The 16769-nt window shown below is 68.4% G+C and carries 16 protein-coding genes; 10 read left to right on the forward strand and 6 right to left on the reverse strand.

Going from position 1 to position 16769, the window contains the following annotated elements; translation table 11 throughout:
* The first annotated feature begins 35 nt into the window (after positions 1 to 35).
* From FAB82_RS04015 to rnc, 3 genes are all read left to right on the forward strand, one after another.
* The gene (locus FAB82_RS04015) at positions 36 to 602 is read left to right on the forward strand and encodes a YceD family protein (protein ID WP_136533251.1); all 567 of its coding nucleotides are present in this window, start codon (positions 36 to 38) and stop codon (positions 600 to 602) included.
* A 27-nt stretch (positions 603 to 629) separates the two neighbouring features.
* Positions 630 to 803, forward strand: a complete 174-nt coding sequence (gene rpmF / locus FAB82_RS04020) for a 50S ribosomal protein L32 (RefSeq protein ID WP_136533252.1) — start codon at positions 630 to 632, stop codon at positions 801 to 803.
* 234 nt (positions 804 to 1037) lie between these two features.
* Positions 1038 to 1754, forward strand: coding sequence for a ribonuclease III (gene rnc, locus FAB82_RS04025; RefSeq protein ID WP_136533253.1), 717 nt, complete (start codon positions 1038 to 1040; stop codon positions 1752 to 1754).
* Between the two features lie 120 nt (positions 1755 to 1874).
* On the opposite strand, the gene mutM is transcribed toward rnc, so the two are convergent.
* From mutM to FAB82_RS04040, 3 genes are all read right to left on the reverse strand, one after another.
* Positions 1875 to 2705, reverse strand: a complete 831-nt coding sequence (gene mutM / locus FAB82_RS04030) for a bifunctional DNA-formamidopyrimidine glycosylase/DNA-(apurinic or apyrimidinic site) lyase (RefSeq protein WP_136533254.1) — start codon at positions 2703 to 2705, stop codon at positions 1875 to 1877.
* A 79-nt stretch (positions 2706 to 2784) separates the two neighbouring features.
* Entirely contained in the window at positions 2785 to 3336 is a 552-nt protein-coding gene (locus tag FAB82_RS04035; RefSeq protein ID WP_168801403.1) for a response regulator transcription factor, read from the reverse strand.
* 345 nt (positions 3337 to 3681) lie between these two features.
* Positions 3682 to 4410, reverse strand: a complete 729-nt coding sequence (locus tag FAB82_RS04040; RefSeq protein ID WP_136533256.1) for a CAP domain-containing protein — start codon at positions 4408 to 4410, stop codon at positions 3682 to 3684.
* 320 nt (positions 4411 to 4730) lie between these two features.
* Here FAB82_RS04040 and FAB82_RS04045 point away from each other — a divergent pair, with 320 nt between their 5' ends.
* The 6 genes from FAB82_RS04045 to FAB82_RS04070 all read left to right on the forward strand — a co-directional run bounded on the left by FAB82_RS04045 (position 4731) and on the right by FAB82_RS04070 (position 12448).
* Positions 4731 to 4919, forward strand: coding sequence for a hypothetical protein (locus tag FAB82_RS04045; protein ID WP_136533257.1), 189 nt, complete (start codon positions 4731 to 4733; stop codon positions 4917 to 4919).
* Between the two features lie 168 nt (positions 4920 to 5087).
* A complete protein-coding gene (gene smc / locus FAB82_RS04050) occupies positions 5088 to 8633 on the forward strand; it encodes a chromosome segregation protein SMC (protein WP_136533258.1) in 3546 nt (1181 codons plus the stop codon).
* A 139-nt stretch (positions 8634 to 8772) separates the two neighbouring features.
* The gene (gene ftsY, locus FAB82_RS04055; protein WP_211116358.1) at positions 8773 to 9924 is read left to right on the forward strand and encodes a signal recognition particle-docking protein FtsY; all 1152 of its coding nucleotides are present in this window, start codon (positions 8773 to 8775) and stop codon (positions 9922 to 9924) included.
* Positions 9925 to 9955: 31 nt separating this feature from the next.
* Positions 9956 to 10744, forward strand: a complete 789-nt coding sequence (locus FAB82_RS04060) for a phosphotransferase (protein WP_136533259.1) — start codon at positions 9956 to 9958, stop codon at positions 10742 to 10744.
* Between the two features lie 542 nt (positions 10745 to 11286).
* A complete protein-coding gene (locus tag FAB82_RS04065; protein WP_168801404.1) occupies positions 11287 to 11886 on the forward strand; it encodes a redoxin domain-containing protein in 600 nt (199 codons plus the stop codon).
* 166 nt (positions 11887 to 12052) lie between these two features.
* On the forward strand, positions 12053 to 12448 hold the full coding sequence (locus FAB82_RS04070) for a hypothetical protein (protein WP_136533261.1): 396 nt from the start codon (positions 12053 to 12055) through the stop codon (positions 12446 to 12448).
* A gap of 313 nt (positions 12449 to 12761) precedes the next feature.
* Here the strand turns inward: FAB82_RS04070 and FAB82_RS04080 are convergent, their stop codons facing one another.
* Both FAB82_RS04080 and FAB82_RS04085 read right to left on the reverse strand, forming a co-directional pair.
* Entirely contained in the window at positions 12762 to 13538 is a 777-nt protein-coding gene (locus FAB82_RS04080; RefSeq protein ID WP_136533262.1) for a cytochrome c biogenesis CcdA family protein, read from the reverse strand.
* A gap of 57 nt (positions 13539 to 13595) precedes the next feature.
* On the reverse strand, positions 13596 to 14810 hold the full coding sequence (locus FAB82_RS04085) for a transglutaminase-like domain-containing protein (protein WP_136533263.1): 1215 nt from the start codon (positions 14808 to 14810) through the stop codon (positions 13596 to 13598).
* Positions 14811 to 15129: 319 nt separating this feature from the next.
* Between FAB82_RS04085 and FAB82_RS04090 the strand changes: the two genes are divergently transcribed.
* Positions 15130 to 15321, forward strand: coding sequence for a hypothetical protein (locus FAB82_RS04090; protein ID WP_136533264.1), 192 nt, complete (start codon positions 15130 to 15132; stop codon positions 15319 to 15321).
* A gap of 90 nt (positions 15322 to 15411) precedes the next feature.
* Here the strand turns inward: FAB82_RS04090 and FAB82_RS28310 are convergent, their stop codons facing one another.
* Positions 15412 to 16728 carry a cellulase family glycosylhydrolase gene (locus tag FAB82_RS28310; RefSeq protein ID WP_136533265.1) on the reverse strand — a complete coding sequence of 439 codons (1317 nt, stop codon included), beginning with the start codon at positions 16726 to 16728 and terminating at the stop codon, positions 15412 to 15414.
* Positions 16729 to 16769: the final 41 nt, after the last annotated feature.

Consider the following 16769-nt stretch of genomic DNA (forward strand, 5'->3'; position numbering starts at 1 on the left):
GGCGCATCTCCCGAACGAAGGACCGCCGTTCTCCCATGACGAACACCCTGGACCCCGCCGCGCCGCTGGTGATTGACACCGCGACGCTGGGGCGCAGCTCGGGCACGACCCTCGCGGTCGCCCGCGAGGTACCCGCGCCCCCGGCGCTCGGTACCGACGTGTTCAAAGTGCCGGAGTCGTCGGCCATCGACATCGACGTCCTCCTCACCGCGGTGAGCGAAGGCGTCCTCGTCGGCGGCGAGGTCACGGCCTCCGCCGAAGGCGAATGTGGGAGGTGCCTCGCACCCGTGCGGGACACTCTCAGGGTCCAGGTGCAGGAGCTGTACGCTTACGAAGGCTCCATTACCGAAGAGACCACTGACGCCGATGAGATTCTGCGGCTTCAGGGGGACCTGCTCGATCTGGAGCCCGCGGTTCGGGACGCGCTGGTGCTGGCAATGCCGGTCACCCCGCTGTGCCGACCTGACTGCCCCGGGTTGTGCACCGAATGCGGTGTTCCCTGGGACGAACTGCCCGACGACCACAGTCACGAGACCGTGGACCCGCGTTGGGCGGCATTGGACAAGTTGCGGCTCGCCGGCGAAGACGTCGAACCGAATTAGCACAGCGTAAAAGTATGGAGTTCTGAAGTGGCTGTTCCGAAGCGTCGTATGTCGCGTAGCAACACCCGGCACCGCCGTTCGCAGTGGAAAGCTGCGCCGGTGCGTCTGGTCGAGTGCCCGCAGTGCCACGCCCAGAAGCGCGGCCACCAGGTCTGCGAAGTCTGCGGCACCTACAAGGGCCGCCAGGTCCTCGAAGCTTAAGTGGGGTCGGGGTCCGTCAGGACCCCCGGGCGGACCGCCTCAGCACGAATCGCTGTGCACATGCTCGGCTCGCAAGCTTCGCCGAGTTGCGGCCCGCTCGTCGCAAGTACGCTCCGCAAGTTCCGCACAGGTACTAGCTCCTCACGGACCCTTGTCAGATTCGCCCTGAAACGGCCCCATGGGTCGCGGTAAGGCGGGACGCGGAGCGGACTGCTCAATGCGTTTAGGAGACTCATGGGCGACCAGGCCGTACAACATTTCGAAGCCGTGTTCGGGGTCAAGGATTTCGACCCCGAACTGCTTCGTCTTGCCCTGACCCACCGGTCCTACGCCTACGAGCACGGCGGGCTTCCCACCAACGAGCGCCTCGAGTTCCTCGGGGACTCGGTGCTCAGCGTGGTCATCACCACCGCGCTTTACCGCAACCACCCCCAGCTGCCCGAGGGACAGCTGGCGCGGTTGCGTGCGTCGGTGGTGAACATGAAGGCGCTGGCCGTCGTCGCGCGCCGGATGGGCGCCGGCGGGATCGGTCCGCACCTGCTGCTCGGCAAGGGCGAGGAGTCCTCGGGCGGGCGCAATAAGAACTCGATCCTGGCCGACGCGGTGGAGTCGCTGCTCGGCGCGGTCTACCTCCAGTACGGGATCGACACCGCCAAGCGCGTGGTGCACGACTTCTTCGACCCGCTCATGGAAGAGGCCGCCGGCCAGGGCGCGGCCCTGGACTGGAAGACCAGTCTCCAGGAGCTGACGGCCGATTCGGGTCTGGGTGTGCCGGAATACCGGATCACCGAGACCGGGCCCGATCACGCCAAGCAGTTCACCGCTTGGGCGGTCGTGGCGAACGAGGAGTTCGGCGAGGGAACCGGCGGTTCCAAGAAGGACGCCGAGCAGATCGCCGCGAAGCTGGCATGGAAGGTGCTGTCAGAACGCCTAGGCGTCGACCACCGCTAACGCGGGTGAATCCGGCGTTTGCCAATAAACTGGACCCGTGGGGTCCCCCCTTTACCAACGGTGCCCTGCGGGTGTGACGATTTTTGGCCTTGCGGGCCGCTGTCAGGGTTGGCGGTGTTCTTAGCGTTGGCACTGCGGGCAGTAGTGGTGGGACCTGTCTCCGATCACTGTCTTGGTGATCGTGGTGCCGCAGTTTTTGCACGGGTGTCCGGCGCGACCGTAGACCGCCAACTCCCTTGCGAAGTATCCGGCCTCGCCGCGCGCGTCCACGTACAGCTCGTCGAATGAGGTTCCGCCGACCGCGAGGGACTCGGTCAGCACGTCCTTGACGTGGCCGAGCAGTTCCAGGGATTTGGCCTTCGATACCCGTTCGCCGAGGCGCTTGCCCGGCAGCTTGGCCCGCCACAGGGCCTCGTCGGCGTAGATATTGCCGACCCCGCTGATCCAGCCCTGGTCGAGCAGGGCCTTCTTCACTTCGATCCGCCGCGTCCGCAGCTTCGCGGCGCTCGCGGCCGCATCGAATTCAGGCTCGAACACGTCGGGGGCGATGTGCCCGAGCGTTTTGGGGACCGCGCCGTCCATGTCGGCGAGTTCCCAGAAGCCGAAGGTCCGCTGGTCAATGAACCACAGCTCGCGGTCGTCGGTGAAGCGCAGCCGCGCCCGCAGGTGCCGGTGCGGCTCCCGCCCGTCCGTGACCACGTGCAGCTGGCCGCTCATTCCCAAGTGGCACACCAGGGCCCGGCCGTCGTCGAGGCCGAGCCACATGAACTTGCCGCGCCGTCCCGAGCCGGTGATCTCCAGCCCTCGCAGGTTCGCCGCGAAATCGTCGGCGCCGGGGGCGTGACGGCGCACCGCCCTCGGATTGAAGATCTCGGCGGCGCTGATGCGCCCGCCGGTGAAGGCCGCATCGACCCCGCGGCGGACCGTCTCGACTTCGGGAAGTTCTGGCACCTCTCAAGTATGGGCGTGCACGTTCCGTGGGCTGGACGCAGGCGGCCGACCGGTGAATCCGGTCGGCCCGCGATCCATCTCAGCTCAGCTGCGGGTGCGTCTCCCGCACCTTCTCGATGTTGTAGTTGAGCGCGAAGGCGATCGCGGCCAGCCTGGAGTTGACGCCGAGCTTGCCGAGGACGTTCTGCACGTGCGAGCGGACGGTCGAGACCGACACCCCCATCTGGTCGGCCATCTGTGCGGTCGGTTCCCCCCTGACGATGCGGCGCAGGACGTCGTCCTCCCGCGGCGTCAGGTGATGTGCGAGCTCGTGGGCATCGTCGTTGCCGAGCAGCGGCGATGGTTCCAGCGCCGCCCGCAGCAGCTGCGGGTCGTAGTACGGCGGGCAGGCCACGCTCCGATCCACGGCGTCGAGCAGGTCGTCAGCCATGATGTAGGTGTTGATGATCCCGGCCGCCGATACCGAGACCGCCTTGCGCAGAACCGACCCGTCATCGCGGTCGGTGATGAGGAACACCGGTCTTTTGCACTCCATCAGGACCCGATTCCGGGACACCGCCTCCAGCGCGACCAGACAGCAGTCGATCTGCGTGTCCGCAGCGGCGAGCGCCTTGGCGCTCTTGGCTTCCACTGCGAAATCCCCGCGTCGATGAAGCAGAGGTCGGATGCTGGCGGAGAAGACCTGATTGGGGTCGTACAGCATGATACGCACGGTTGGCACCTCATCCTTCAGGTTTTTGCACGCCTCCCCAGTCGCGCGCCCATTCAGGCGGCTATCTCAGAATGACTGTTTGTAATCGCGTCGTCCAGCGTTGAGTCAGATGGCCGACAATAAGAGGTAAGGTGCCGTCTCAGCTGCAATAATGCTGAGCCTTGGGTTCGCGGACGATCGGTCCGCGAGTTCCGAGGCATGGCGACCCGGTCTGGCCCGCGGGACGGGCCCAGGGGGTTCGTGGTCACCGGTGAGCGCTCGGCGTCAGGACCCGAAGTTCTGGACCCAGTACAGAGTCCCGTCGCGGTCGGCCAAGCCGACGCCGATGACGTTGTAGCCGCAGTTCAGGATGTTCGCGCGGTGGCCCTCGGAGTTCATCCAACCCTCCATGACCGACTCCGCGTCGGGGTACCCGGCCGCGATGTTCTCGCCGACGCCGCCCTCGAAGCCCTGCTCCTCGGCCCGGTCGGTGGGGGAGCTGCCGTCCAGGCCGGTGTGGTCGAAGTAGTCGTTCGTCGCCATGTCCTCGGCGTGGAGCCGCGCGGCCGTGTCCAGGAGGGGATCGCTCTCCAACGCGCCGCAACCGGCCTCGTCGCGGGCGGTGTTGACGAGATCGACCACGGCCGACTCGACCTCGTTATCGGACCCTGACTCGGCGTCGTCGGCGGAGCTCTCCTCCGGCTCAGGTTCGGGCTCGGTCGGTTCCGCTTCGGTCGTGGCGGCCTCGGTGGTCGGGGCCGGCTCGGGCTCCTGCGAGTGGACCGAGGTGTCGCCGCCCTGCGCATCGGCCTGGGCCCGGTTCGACTCGGAAGTCGCAGGGGAATCGGGTGATTCGCCGGATTCGGACGATATGGCGGTGCCGTCGAGTGGCGAATCGAGTGCCCAAAGTGAAGTCCCCGCCGCCGCTAGTCCGAATGCCAGGAGGATCGCGAGAAGCATCCGGCGTTTCGGTTCGGCGGGATCGCGGTGGCGCCCGCCCTGCGGTCCGGTCATGGGGGTGCAGCGACCTCATTACTGGGAGTTACATGACAATTCTTCCGATTTGCCGGGCACTCTATCAGGTGAATAGAGTGAGCGGCGTCCCACAGGTGTGACCCCCGTCGAATTCCAAGGACAAAGCATGTGCAAACCTTGACGGGGAGCGCCGTAGAGGCGGATGATGTTCCTAGACGGCCGGTGTTCACGAGCCGTGCTCCACTGGTCCGGCGAGGGGCAATTGGCTCCAGCGGCAACAATAATTCACTCAGTCAGACGCGACGTATTTATGGTGCGTACACCACCGTCACCATGCGCCGCGATCGCAAGGAGACACTATGGCGAAAGCCCTCTACGGTCACATCGGCCAGGTACCTGACAAGCGCCTGCTCGAAGAAGTGGCCCAGCTACGTGCGCGCGTGCGCAACCTCGAATCCGAGCTTGCGGAGCTCCGTGCTCAGGAGCATCAGCAGCAGCTCGATGATGCTGAGGAGTTGATGCGGCTGTCAGAGCCCGCGTTGACATAGCCGTCACCCGCGACACGGAAACATCAGCGCGCCAGCTGGAGAACAGCCGGCGCGCATTGCTGTGCCCGGCACCGGACGATATGCCGGGTTCACTCGGCACCGGCTTGTAGTCTAGGGCGGAGCCGTCAAGACCCGCCGACCCCGCGCCAACCCAGTCCGGAGCGACCGTTGCACCTCAAGAGCCTCACGCTGAAGGGATTCAAGTCCTTCGCCTCGGCCACGACCCTGCGCTTCGAGCCGGGCATCACCTGCGTCGTCGGCCCCAACGGATCCGGTAAGTCCAACGTGGTCGACGCGATCGCCTGGGTCCTCGGCGAACAGGGCGCGAAATCCCTGCGCGGTGGCAAGATGGAGGACGTCATCTTCGCCGGCACCTCCGGGCGTCCCGCCCTCGGCCGCGCCGAAGTCACCCTCACCATCGACAACTCCGACGGCGCCATCCCCATCGACTACACCGAAGTCTCGATCACCCGCCGCATGTTCCGCTCCGGCGAAGGCGAATACGAGATCAACGGCGACCGCTGCCGCCTCCTCGACGTCCAGGACCTCCTCTCCGACGCCGGCATCGGCCGCGAAATGCACGTCCTCGTCGGCCAGGGCAAACTCGACTCCTACCTCCACGCCCGACCCGAGGACCGCCGCTCCTTCATCGAAGAGGCCGCCGGAGTCCTCAAACACCGCAAGCGCAAAGAGAAGGCCCTGCGCAAGCTCGAAGGCATGCAGGGCAACCTCGACCGGCTCTCGGACCTCACCACCGAACTGCGCCGCCAGCTCAAACCCCTCGGACGCCAGGCCCAGCTGGCCCGCCGCGCCCAGACAATCCAGATGGACCTGCGCGAGGCCCGCCTGCGCCTCCTCGCCGACGACCTCACCGGCCTGCGGGGCAATATCGCCAAGGACCTCGCCGACGAAGCGGCCCTGAAGGAACGCCGCGACGTCCTCGCCGAGGAACACGACCGGCTCTCCGCCCAGATCGAACAGATCGAGGCCTCGCACGCCGCCGACAAGCCGCGCCTGGCCCGCCTCCAGGAGACCTGGTACCGCCTCCAGGCCGTCGCCGAGCGCCTGCGCTCCACCGCCCAGCTCGCCGCCGAACGCCGCCGCTACCTCGCCGAGGACACCGCCGACGACCGCTCCGGCCGCGACCCGGAGGTCCTGGAGACCGAGGCCCAGCGCATCCGCGAGCAGGAGATCGAACTGCGCGAAGGCATCGCAGAGGACTCCGAACGCCTCGCCTCCGCTGTGGAGGCTCGCGAGGAGACCGAAGCCGCGCTCGCCGAGGCGGAACAGCAGATCGTCACCGCCGTCAAGGCCGCCGCCGAACGCCGCGAATCCCTCGCCAGGCTCACCGGCCGCGTCGACTCCCTGCGCAGCCGAACCGCCGCCGCCGCAGAAGAACTCGAACGCGCCTCCATCGCACTGGCCGAGGCCCGCGAGCGGGCCGAAGCCGCCGCCGAGGCCGTCGCCGAAGCCGAGGCCGAAGGCGAAGCGGTCGAGGCCGACACCGAATTCGACGAGCAAGTCGAGGCCGCCCGGGCCCGCGTCGCCGCAGCCAAGGCCGAAGTGGACCGACTCGGCCAGGCCGAACGCGCCGCCGACCGCGAGGCCTCCCAATGGGCCGCCCGCGAAGAAGCACTCGCGATGGGCCTGCGTCGCAAGGACGGCGCGGCCGCGCTGCTCGCCCGCGACGAGACCGTCCCGGGCCTGCTCGGCTCCGTCGCGGCACTGCTCACCGTCGAGGCCGGGTACGAGGCCGTGCTGGCGGCCGCGCTCGGCCGCCTCGCCGACGCAGTCGCCGTCACCGACGCCTCCAGCGCCGCGGCCGCCCTTCGCATCCTCCGCGACGAGGACGGCGGGCAGGCAGGATTTCTCATCGCAGGAGCCGCCGCCCACGCCGCCATTCCTGCTGAGTACAAGGCCGTCGCCGACACCGTCTCGGCCCCAAGCGAACTGGCCGGCACCGTCCGGGCCGTCCTTGCGGGCATGGTCGTCGCCGACGACCTCGACGCCGCCCGCGCCATCATCGCCGCACACCCCGAACTCACCGCCGTCACCCGCGACGGCGACGTCCTCGGCGCCGCCACCGCCCACGGCGGTTCCTCCAAGGCCCAGTCCTACATCGAGATCCAGGCCGCCGTGGACGAGGCGCGCGACTCCAAGATCGCCGCCGAATCACTTGCCGCGCAGCTCGGCGAGCAGCTCGACATCGCCCGCGAGGCCCTCACCGAGGCCGAGGCCGCGTCCGAGGAAGTCCGTGCCGCGCAGCGCCAGGCCGAGGCCGCCCACTCTGTCGTCGCCCGCCGCCTCGCCGAACTCGGCGCCGCGGCCCGCTCGGCCGAGGCCGAAGTCGCCCGCCTCGCCCAGGCCAAGGAACGGGCCGAGACCGCCCGCGAGGCCGACACCACCGGACTGGTCGAGTTGGAGGCCCAGCTGGACCTCCTCGAGGCCGAACCGGAGATCGAAGAGCCCTCCACCGACGAGCGCGACGCCCTCACCAGGGAACTCGATGCCGCCCGCCAGAACGAGATGGAGACGCGCCTGTCCGTGCGGACCGCCGAGGAGCGGGCCTCCGCTCTCGCCGGCCGCGCCGACGCCCTGGCCCGCCAGGCCCAGTCCGAGCGGGCCTCCCGAGCCCGCGCCGAGGCCCGCCGCGCCGCCCGAGCCCGCGGCGCCGCCGTCGCCGCGCTCGTCGCCGAGGCCGCCGAGACCGCCGGCGTCCAGCTCACCGAGTCGCTGGAGGCCGCCGCGATCGAACGCGATGCGGTCGCGTCCGAGCAGACCCGCCGCGAGGCCCAGCTCGCCGACCTGCGCACCCGAGCCACCGCCACCGCCGGAGAGCTCGACCGCATCACCTCCGCCGCCCACCGCGACGAGGTCGCCCGCGCCGAACAGCGCCTGCGTATCGAACAGCTCGAAGAGAAGGCCGGGGCCGAATTCGGCGTCGACATCGAGACCCTGCTCGGCGAGTACGGTCCCGAGCAGCCCGTCCCGCCGACCGCCGAGGAGATCGCGGCGGCGGAGGAGAAGGGCAAGCCCGAACCGGAGCCGCTCCCGTTCGACCGGGCCACCATGGAGAAGCGCGCCTCCCGCGGGGAGCGCGAACTCAAGCTCCTCGGCAAGGTCAACCCGCTCGCGCTCGAGGAGTTCGCGGCCCTCGAAGAGCGCTACAAGTTCCTCAACGAGCAGCTCGAAGACGTCAAGCAGACCCGCGGAGACCTGTTGACGGTCGTCAAGGAGGTCGACGACCGCATCCAGATCGTCTTCGCCGAGGCCTACGCCGACACCGCCCGCGAATTCGAGCATGTCTTTCAGACGGTGTTCCCCGGCGGCGAGGGGCGGCTGCTCCTGACCGACCCGGACAACCTGCTCACCACCGGCGTCGAGGTCGAGGCCCGCCCGCCCGGCAAGAAGGTCAAGCGGCTCTCGCTGCTGTCCGGTGGCGAGCGGTCGCTGACGGCGCTGGCGCTGCTGTGCGCGATCTTCCGCGCCCGCCCCAGCCCGTTCTACCTCATGGACGAGGTCGAGGCCGCACTCGACGATGTCAACCTGGGGCGCCTGCTGGACCTGCTGCGCACACTCCAGGATCAATCGCAGCTGCTGGTCATCACGCACCAGAAGCGGACGATGGAGATCGCCGACGCCCTGTACGGCGTAACGATGCGCTCCGGCGTGACGCAGGTGATCAGCCAGAGGTTCGCGAAGGACGAGGACTGAATCCTATAGGATATATCCTATAGGATTTGAGGTCCGGGGTGAGGTTGCGAGGCCCGCGGCACCTCCGGGCCGCTCCCGGCACCGGCTCGGAACCCGCCAGTACAGTGGTTGTGCATTCGGAATCGTTGGAGGATTTTTCGTGGACAACCTGTGGATCTGGCTGGTCGTGGCGGCCGCTGTGGTGGTGGCCGTCGTCGTCGGCGTAGTCGTCGCTAGGCGGGGCAAGGCGAAGTCGGTGCCTTCGGCCGAGCGGGCCGAACCGCAGGTGGAGAGCCCCGAGTCCGGGGCTGCGGCGCCCGAATCCGAGACCGCCGTCGAGCCTGCGGTCCCCGCGGCTCCGGCCATCGAGACCCCCGAGCCGACGGCCGGGCGCCTGGTGCGGTTGCGTTCGCGCCTGGCCCGCTCCAATAGCGCCCTCGGCAAGGGCCTGCTCTCGCTGCTGGCGAGCGACAAGCTGGACGACGAGGTGTGGGAGGAAATCGAGGACACGCTCCTCGGCGCCGACGTCGGCATCGCCGACACCACCGAGATCGTCGCGCGGCTGCGCGAGCACGTCCAGGTCCTCGGCACCCGCAGCCCGGGTGAGCTGCGCCGGCTCCTGACCGAGGAGCTGACCGCCGCGCTCGAACCCGAGATGGACCGGTCCATCGCGACCATATCGCCGACGGGCGAGGGCCCGGCCACGATCATGATGGTGGGCGTCAACGGCTCCGGCAAGACCACGACCTGCGGCAGGATCGCCCGCGTCCTCATCGCCGACGGCAATACCGTGATCATGGGCGCGGCCGACACGTTCCGTGCGGCCGCCGCCGAGCAGCTGGAGACCTGGGGCAGCCGGGTGGGCGCCGAGGTGATTCGCCGCGGTGAGGGCGCCGACCCCGCGTCCGTCGCATTCGACGCCGTCAAGGCCGGCGCGGACACCGGTGCGAACGTCGTCCTCATCGACACCGCCGGGCGCCTCCAGAACAAGGCCGGGCTGATGGACGAGCTCGGCAAGGTCAAGCGAGTGGTCGAGAAGCAGGGGCCGGTGGCGGAGACACTGCTGGTACTCGACGCGACCACCGGCCAGAATGGTCTCCAGCAGGCGAAGGTCTTCGGCGAGGTCGTCCAGATCTCTGGCATCGTCCTGACCAAGCTCGACGGCAGTGCCAAGGGCGGGATCGTGATCGCGGTTCAGCGACAGTTGGGAGTACCGGTTAAGCTGGTCGGACTCGGTGAGGGCCCGGACGACCTGGCTCCCTTCGAGGTAGGAGCGTTCGTCGACGCCATTGTCGGCGGCGCCGACAGCTGATTCATACACGGGCAGGGCACAGCGGAGACCGGTGAGCCAAGACGAGATTCCGCTTATTGGCGGCAACACGAGCACGGTGACCCGACTGGGGGACACGGTCCGGCGCAATACCGGACCCTGGACACCTGCGGTTCACGCCCTGCTGCGGCACCTGGACGGGGCCGGTTTCTCCGGTGCGCCAAGGCCGTTGGGCATCGATGAACTCTCCCGCGAGGTGTTGTCGTTCGTCGAGGGCGAGCCGGGGAAATACCCGCTCGCCCCGCACTGGACGACCGACGAGACCATGATCGCGGTGGCGAAGATGCTGCGGATGTTCCATGACGCGCAGTACGGGTTTCGGCCCTCGCCGGGCGCGGTGTGGCGGTCGTTCGGGCCTCCGCCCGCCGACACCGAGGTCATCTGCCACCACGACGCCGCGCCCCACAACGTGGTGTGGCGGCCGGACGGGACGCTCTCCCTCATCGACTTCGACCTGGCCAGCCCGGGCGCGCGCATTTACGACGTGGCGTACTCGGCCTGGACATGGGTGCCGGTCTTCACCGACCGGGACTCGATCACCTTGGGCTGGAAGAAACCCGACCGGGCGAGGCGGCTGCGGCTGTTCGCCGACGCCTATGGGCTCTCGGACCGGGACCGCCAGCGCTTCATCAAGGTGATCCGCAAGCGCATCGTCGACCACATCGAGGGCATCAGGCGCATGGCGCAGGCCGGTGATCCGACGTTCGAACGAATCGTGCAGAAGGGCCACCTGCGGCGGCCCGCCAGGGACCTGCGGCTGCTGGATGCCGAGCGCTACATCCTGGACGAGGCGCTGCGCTAGGGGAAGTTCGAGACGGCGCCGGTTTGCCTCCGGCACTGACTGATCGATTGCCGCTTTGCGCGAGTGAACGCGAAGCGGCGAGGTGTCGCCGGCAAGCCGGGAGCCGGCGGGCACCTCACCGCTGCAATGGAATCCTTTGGGGTGGTATCGAACGCCCGGGGAACTGGAGCGCTCCCAGATAGACTGGAGCGTTCTAGTGGTGTCGAGACTCGAAGGATTTTGAGGGATTTGAAGGTAAATGTACCGTGTGAGCGCTTGCCCGTCAATACATAGTTGCACATCAATGTGAGGGTCATCGTGCGGGCTTTGATCCGATTGCGCTTCAACGAAATTCGCGTGAGGACAAGGAGTCGGGCGGGGTCGGAAGCGGCGATCGGGAAGGCCTCCTTCGACGCGTCAGGGACGGATCGAGGCCGCGTCCGGCGAGACCGACTCCCAGGGCCGGCGATTTCACCGATCCGTAAGGACGCGATGCGGGTATTGCACGCGAGATTCGCCGCATGATGGTGGAAACAGCTTCGCCCCTCGAAAGGAACGATCCGTTGAAACGCACCGTTACCGCTAAGGCCACCGGCATTGCCGCCGCATCGCTCGCCGCGCTGTTCGCCCTGGGCGCCTGCGGCTCCGATGACGATCCCGCCGCCGAGGAGGAGATGACCTCCGAAGACGCGATGACTCAGGAGGCGACCGGCGACGAGGCCGAGAGCCCCTCCGAGGACATGGCCGTTCCCGAGCTCCTCGACTTCACCGCCACCACCATCGACGGCGAAGATTTCGAGGGCGCTTCGACGCTCGGCGACCCGACGGTCCTGTGGTTCTGGGAGCACGACTGCCCGGTCTGCCAGAGCCAGGGCCCGGCTGTCGCGGCGCTGGTCGAGGAGTACGGGGACGAGATCGACGTCGTCGGCGTCTCGGGCGCCGGCCTGTACGCCGCCAGTGGTGCTGAGGACCGCGCCGGCTTCGTGGACCAGACCGGCACCGGCGACGCGGTCCACATCGAGGACCAGGACTACGCCATCCGGACGGCGTTCGAGGTGGTCAGCCAGAGCACGTACGTGGTGCTCGACAGCGAGGGCGCGGTCCTCGAAAGCGGCTCGCTCAGCGAGGACGACCTGAACGCCGCAGTCGAATCGGCGATGTGAGGGGCCGACGCGAACGTTCCCACGGCCGGGTGAATCTCCGGCGGTGCGCCGCGTGCGGGGCCGGGAACTGTCACACCCGGCCGGGAGGGTGGGGAATACCTTAGGTGGTTCCCCAAGGGTGGGTGGGGCCCTTCGCGCTGATGTGCCGATACCCGGGAGGCGAGTCATGATCGGTTCCGCCGACGAATTCGTGACGCTTCGATCGAGCGGTGATCCGGCCGAGTACCGGCGGGCCGCTCACGAGGAGGCGCCTCTCGCTGTCTGGTTGGCGGTGATCGATGGCCATCCGGAGTATCGAAAGTGGGTGGCGCACAACAAGACGGTCCCGCTCGAGGTGCTCGACCTCCTCGCCGGGGACGAGGATGCGATCGTTCGCCTGCGCGTTGCCGGTAAGCGGAAGGTGTCGGATCGGATCCTCCGTCGCCTTGCCGACGATTCGCACGAGTCAGTACGGATGCGCGTCGCGCGCCATCGGAATGCCTCGAGGGAGACGCTACGGCTCCTTGAGCAGGATTCCTGGGACGAAGTCCGCAAAGTGGTGCGCGACAGGCTGACTGACTAGCGGCTCATGCTCGGGTTCAGTCGCCGAACTCGGCGTCATCACCGGGAATGACGGGGCATTCTTCAGGGGTAGCGCAGGGTGGTTCGGCTGGGCGGTGGCCCGCCTTCGCATCATGGCTTCGCCCTGGTCGGACCCTATTGGGCGAAGTACGCCTGCAGTCGCTTGGCGTAGACCTGGCGCTCGGCAGGAGTGGCCCAGCCGGGTCGAGGCCGCGACCTGTAGAGCTCGTCTCCCTCGTAGCGGGGGAACACGTGGACGTGCAGGTGCCAGACGTCCTGGTCGCCGGCGGGTTCGTTGTGCTGACGGCGGCGGCTTAGTTGCCGAAGAGGGTTCTTACGAACTCTTCCAACGCCCGCTGCACTTCCAGTGCCCCCTCGATGATCGGGTCTGACGGGTCCCCGCCGCTCAAGACCCGCAGGTCCCACCAGCCGTAGTAGGCGACGTACAGGCCCGCCAGCAGCAACAGCACCCCCACCGCCCGCATCACCTTGGGGAACTGCCGCTTGATCCAGGTGATGAGCCCCTGCCTCGCCAGCGCGATCGCCAGTGAAACCGCCCCGATCACCAGGGTCATGCCCAGCGCGTAGGCCAGGAACATGGCCGTGCCGCCCAGGATCGATGTCGAGCGGAATGTCTGCGCCACCAGCGCCAGGAACGGCGCGATCGTGCACGACAGCGAGGCCAGCGCGAAGAACAGGCCGAACACCGTCATCGAGCCGAACGAGCGCTTCACCTCGCGGCCTGCGAGCTTCGGCATGAACGTCGGCAGCTCCCGGCCCAGCAGCAGCCATACCCCCGCGGCCACCACGACAATGCCGACCACGATGGTCACCCACGGCAGGAAGGTCGTGACGCCCACTGCCGCAGTCGATACGAGAAGTCCGAAGGCGCCGAATACGGCGGTGAAGCCGATGGTCATGGCGAGGGTGAACAGGCCGGCGCGGCCCAGCGCTCGCCACTTGGAGACTTCCTCGTCGGCCTCACCGGTGATGAGGAAGCCGGCGTAGACCGGGAGGAGCGCGAATCCGCACGGGTTCACGGCGGCCACGGCACCGGCCACGAGCGCGATCGCGAAGGGGAGTTCTTGCATGCTTCGAGTCTGCCCGCCCGCAGCGATCCGGTGCGGGCCCAGGCGCTTACAGAGTGCTTAAGTCGCGGTCCAGCGGAGTTCTCGTTCGGTCAGGACTCCGTACGGGGTGCTCGCCGCCAGGTTGGCCCGATGGTCGCCCTCGGTCTGGTCCAGCGGCCAGGCGGCCGAGGGGCTCGGTCGGCCGTCCATGACTCCGCCCGCCGCGTACGGGTGCTCGGGGACCAGGCGAATGCCCGGTGCCCCCTCCACCTGCGTTATCGCTATCGCGAGGTCGGACAGCCTCGGGTACGCCTCCGCCGAATCGTGCAGCAGGCGCTCGGTCTCGATGACGGTCCCGCCCTGAAAGACCGGGACGAAACCCTTCGGTGCCCAAGCGGAACCGGTGACCGACGCGTATTGGAAGTACGCCGCCCACAGTTCGACGTCCTTGATGCCGTCGCGGGGGCCGACACTCACCGGGCGGGCCGGGTGTTCCCGGGCCTGGAGCTCGGGGAGGCTCAGCGGCCTGGACTCCTCGTCCACCCAGTAGGTGCCGTGCTGCCCGTCCAGCAGCACCCACCGGTCCAGGTCGTCTATCCAGGCTTCGGCCACGGCGTGGCCCTTGCCGACCCCGTCGTGGTAGTCGCCGCGGCGCAGATCCGCCTTTCTGGCGGGGATGCGCAGCGCATTGAGGCCCTGGGCGAGGACGATCGAGTACTCGACGCAGGAGTAGCGGGCACCGAGCGCGACCTGTTCCAGGATGTCCAGGGCATCGCCGGCGTTGATGCGGGCGTTGGCGTGGCGCCAGCGGGCGCAGGTCCAGGCGAGCAGCTCCTTCGCGGTCTGCCAGGCGCTGGCCGATGGCGCCGGGAGGCGGGCGCGCAGCTGGGTCTCGCGGGGTGCGGCGATCCGGTTCAGCCGCAGGGGCGCGGTCGGGCCCGGTTCGGGCCATACGGTGAGTCGCAGCGGGGGCCCGGGGACGTTGGCTCGGGCGCTGTCCAGGAGGCCGGGCCAGGCGGGGTCGGTGCCGAACGCCGCCGTGAGTTCGGGTTCAAAGAGGTCGATCTGGTGGAATCCGGCCGCGATGGCCTCATCCAGGCGGGACCGCGCGTCAGGGAGTCCGACCTTGCTGGCGGCGATGGCGAGGCTCGGCGCCCATAGGTCGCGCCAGTACTCGGTGTCGGCGCGGAGGGTCGGCTCCAGGTCCAGGAGGGTCCACCAGCGCCCGCCGCGCATCGCGTCCTGGGCGACGGTGCGGACGCGGGCGAGCTTGGCGGGGCGCGGCGCGGTCATGCACCTGAGGGTAGCCAGTCGGGGCGGTCAGCGCGAGTGTCGAGCGCCCGCCGTCCCCACCTGGGCGCGTGGCGGCGGCGGGCCGCGTTCGAAAACCTCGTTGTGCTCCACCGAGGGGACCGGCTAGAGTAGCGGCATGATCCTTTAGAAGAGAGAGGCCGCTTCCAATGCGGCCCCGTCGCGCCCCCACCCGAGGTCGTTCGGGCCGGTGCGCGGCCGAGCGATCGGTTCCATGACGTTGAGCTGGGCTGACTTACGGCCTGTCGGCTGCTCCGTCCGGCACGAGCGTCTTCCATTCTCTAACCGTGAAGGTATCCACATGACTGACAAGACTCCCGAAACGCCTGAGGCAGAAGAGCCGCTCAACCGCGAGCAGCGCCGCGCCCTGGCTCGCGGCAAGAAGGCCGGCAAGCCTGTCAAGAACCCGATGGACGCCAAGAAGTCCAAGGGTCGCTCGCAGCTTCCCGGCGGCGGCGTGGGCAAGCACCAGCTTCCCACCAAGAACGGCTGATCCAGCTAGCCGGTAACCACATACGGCGAAGCGGGCGGCGGGCTTTCACAGCCCGCCGCCCGCTTTCATCTGTTGCTCACCCGAACCGGATCACGCGGTCGGTTCCTCGGTGGGCGCGTCGGTCGGCTCGTCAGTCGGAGCGTCCGTGGGCTCGTCGGTCGGACCATCGGTGGGTTCGTCTGTGGGACCATCCGTCGGCTCGTCGGTCGGGCCATCGGTGGGCTCATCCGTCGGAGCGTCAGTGGGCTCGTCCGTGGGACCATCCGTCGGCTCATCGGTGGGAGCGTCCGTAGGGTCCTCCGTCGGCTCGCCCGGCTCGCCCGGCTCGCCCGGCTCGCCCGGCTCGAACACGCTGCACCGCTCCGCGGTGGCCGTGATGCCGAACTCGGAGTCGAAGACCCGCTCGCCCCAGGTCGTCTTCTGTGCCGGGTCGAAGTCCAGGAACTGGTCGAAGACGCCGCCGGTGTTACCGGAGTAGGACCACGAGATCCACCCCAGTCCGCGGGCCTGGGCCTCCGATTGGACGGTCTCCCAAGCGATCGGGGTGCCCTCCCAGTCGTCGCCGTACTCGCCGACGATGAGCGGCAGGCCCATCGCCTCGAACGCGTCGAAGTACTCGGTGACCTTCTCGGGGCTGTCGTACACGCCGTACATGTGGATCGAGAAGAGCGTGTTCGCGTTCGGGTCGGCGGCGGCGACGGTCTCGGCGTTGGCGAGCATCACCTGCTCCCAGTCCTGACCCCAGTTCGGGGCGTCGACGACGAGCGTGTGCTCGAAGCCGATCTCGCGCATCCGCTCGACGGCGCCGACGGTGGCGTCGGTCCACTGCGCCGAGTCGGTGTTGCCGATCGGCTCATTGCCGATATTGATGAGGGTGTAGGCCTCCTCGCCAGCGAGGACGTCGTACATGCCCTCCCAGAAGTCGACCGCCTCATCGAGACTGGCCGCGCCCTCCTCCTCGCCGTAACCGGTGGTGTCGTGCACCTCGAGGACGCAGATGACCTGGTTCGCCTTGCAGTCGGCGACGATCGACTCGACCTCCTCGGCGGTGGTCAGGCCCCAGTCGCGCTGGCCGGAGCCGAGCACCACCCGGACCGTGTTCGCGCCGAGCTCCGAGATCTCGCCGATGCTGTCGGTCTCTCCCTGGTACCAAACGTGAGGGTGGGTCGAGCCGCGCATGATGAAGGGGTTCCCGTTGCCGTCGATCAGCTGGGTGCCGTCGATCGAGAATCCCGCTTGCTGTGCATCTCCGGTGTCGTCCTGCGGTTCCTCGGTCTCCGCACCGGCGGGCGCCAATTGCCAGGCGCCGCCGATCGCGATCGTGAGTGTCGCCGCGGCTGCCATGAGCCACTTACGAATCGGACGTCGCTGCCGTGCCGGGGTGGCATCGGCGCTGCCGATATCCATGTCTATCCCTTCCGTTAGGTGAATCGGTTAATCCCAACCTG

This window comes from Glycomyces buryatensis (genome assembly GCF_004912275.1).
Taxonomy (GTDB): Bacteria; Actinomycetota; Actinomycetes; order Mycobacteriales; family Micromonosporaceae; genus Glycomyces; species Glycomyces buryatensis.

Bases quoted from the DNA above. Each gene is read 5' to 3' on its own strand.
- FAB82_RS04015 (WP_136533251.1), top strand. From the start codon at position 36: ATGACGAACACCCTGGACCCCGCCGCGCCGCTGGTGATTGACACCGCG.
- rnc (WP_136533253.1), top strand. From the start codon at position 1,038: ATGGGCGACCAGGCCGTACAACATTTCGAAGCCGTGTTCGGGGTCAAG.
- FAB82_RS04040 (WP_136533256.1), bottom strand. From the start codon at position 4,410: ATGACCGGACCGCAGGGCGGGCGCCACCGCGATCCCGCCGAACCGAAA.
- FAB82_RS04045 (WP_136533257.1), top strand. From the start codon at position 4,731: ATGGCGAAAGCCCTCTACGGTCACATCGGCCAGGTACCTGACAAGCGC.
- FAB82_RS04070 (WP_136533261.1), top strand. From the start codon at position 12,053: ATGATCGGTTCCGCCGACGAATTCGTGACGCTTCGATCGAGCGGTGAT.
- FAB82_RS04080 (WP_136533262.1), bottom strand. From the start codon at position 13,538: ATGCAAGAACTCCCCTTCGCGATCGCGCTCGTGGCCGGTGCCGTGGCC.
- FAB82_RS04085 (WP_136533263.1), bottom strand. From the start codon at position 14,810: ATGACCGCGCCGCGCCCCGCCAAGCTCGCCCGCGTCCGCACCGTCGCC.
- FAB82_RS04090 (WP_136533264.1), top strand. From the start codon at position 15,130: ATGACTGACAAGACTCCCGAAACGCCTGAGGCAGAAGAGCCGCTCAAC.
- FAB82_RS28310 (WP_136533265.1), bottom strand. From the start codon at position 16,728: ATGGATATCGGCAGCGCCGATGCCACCCCGGCACGGCAGCGACGTCCG.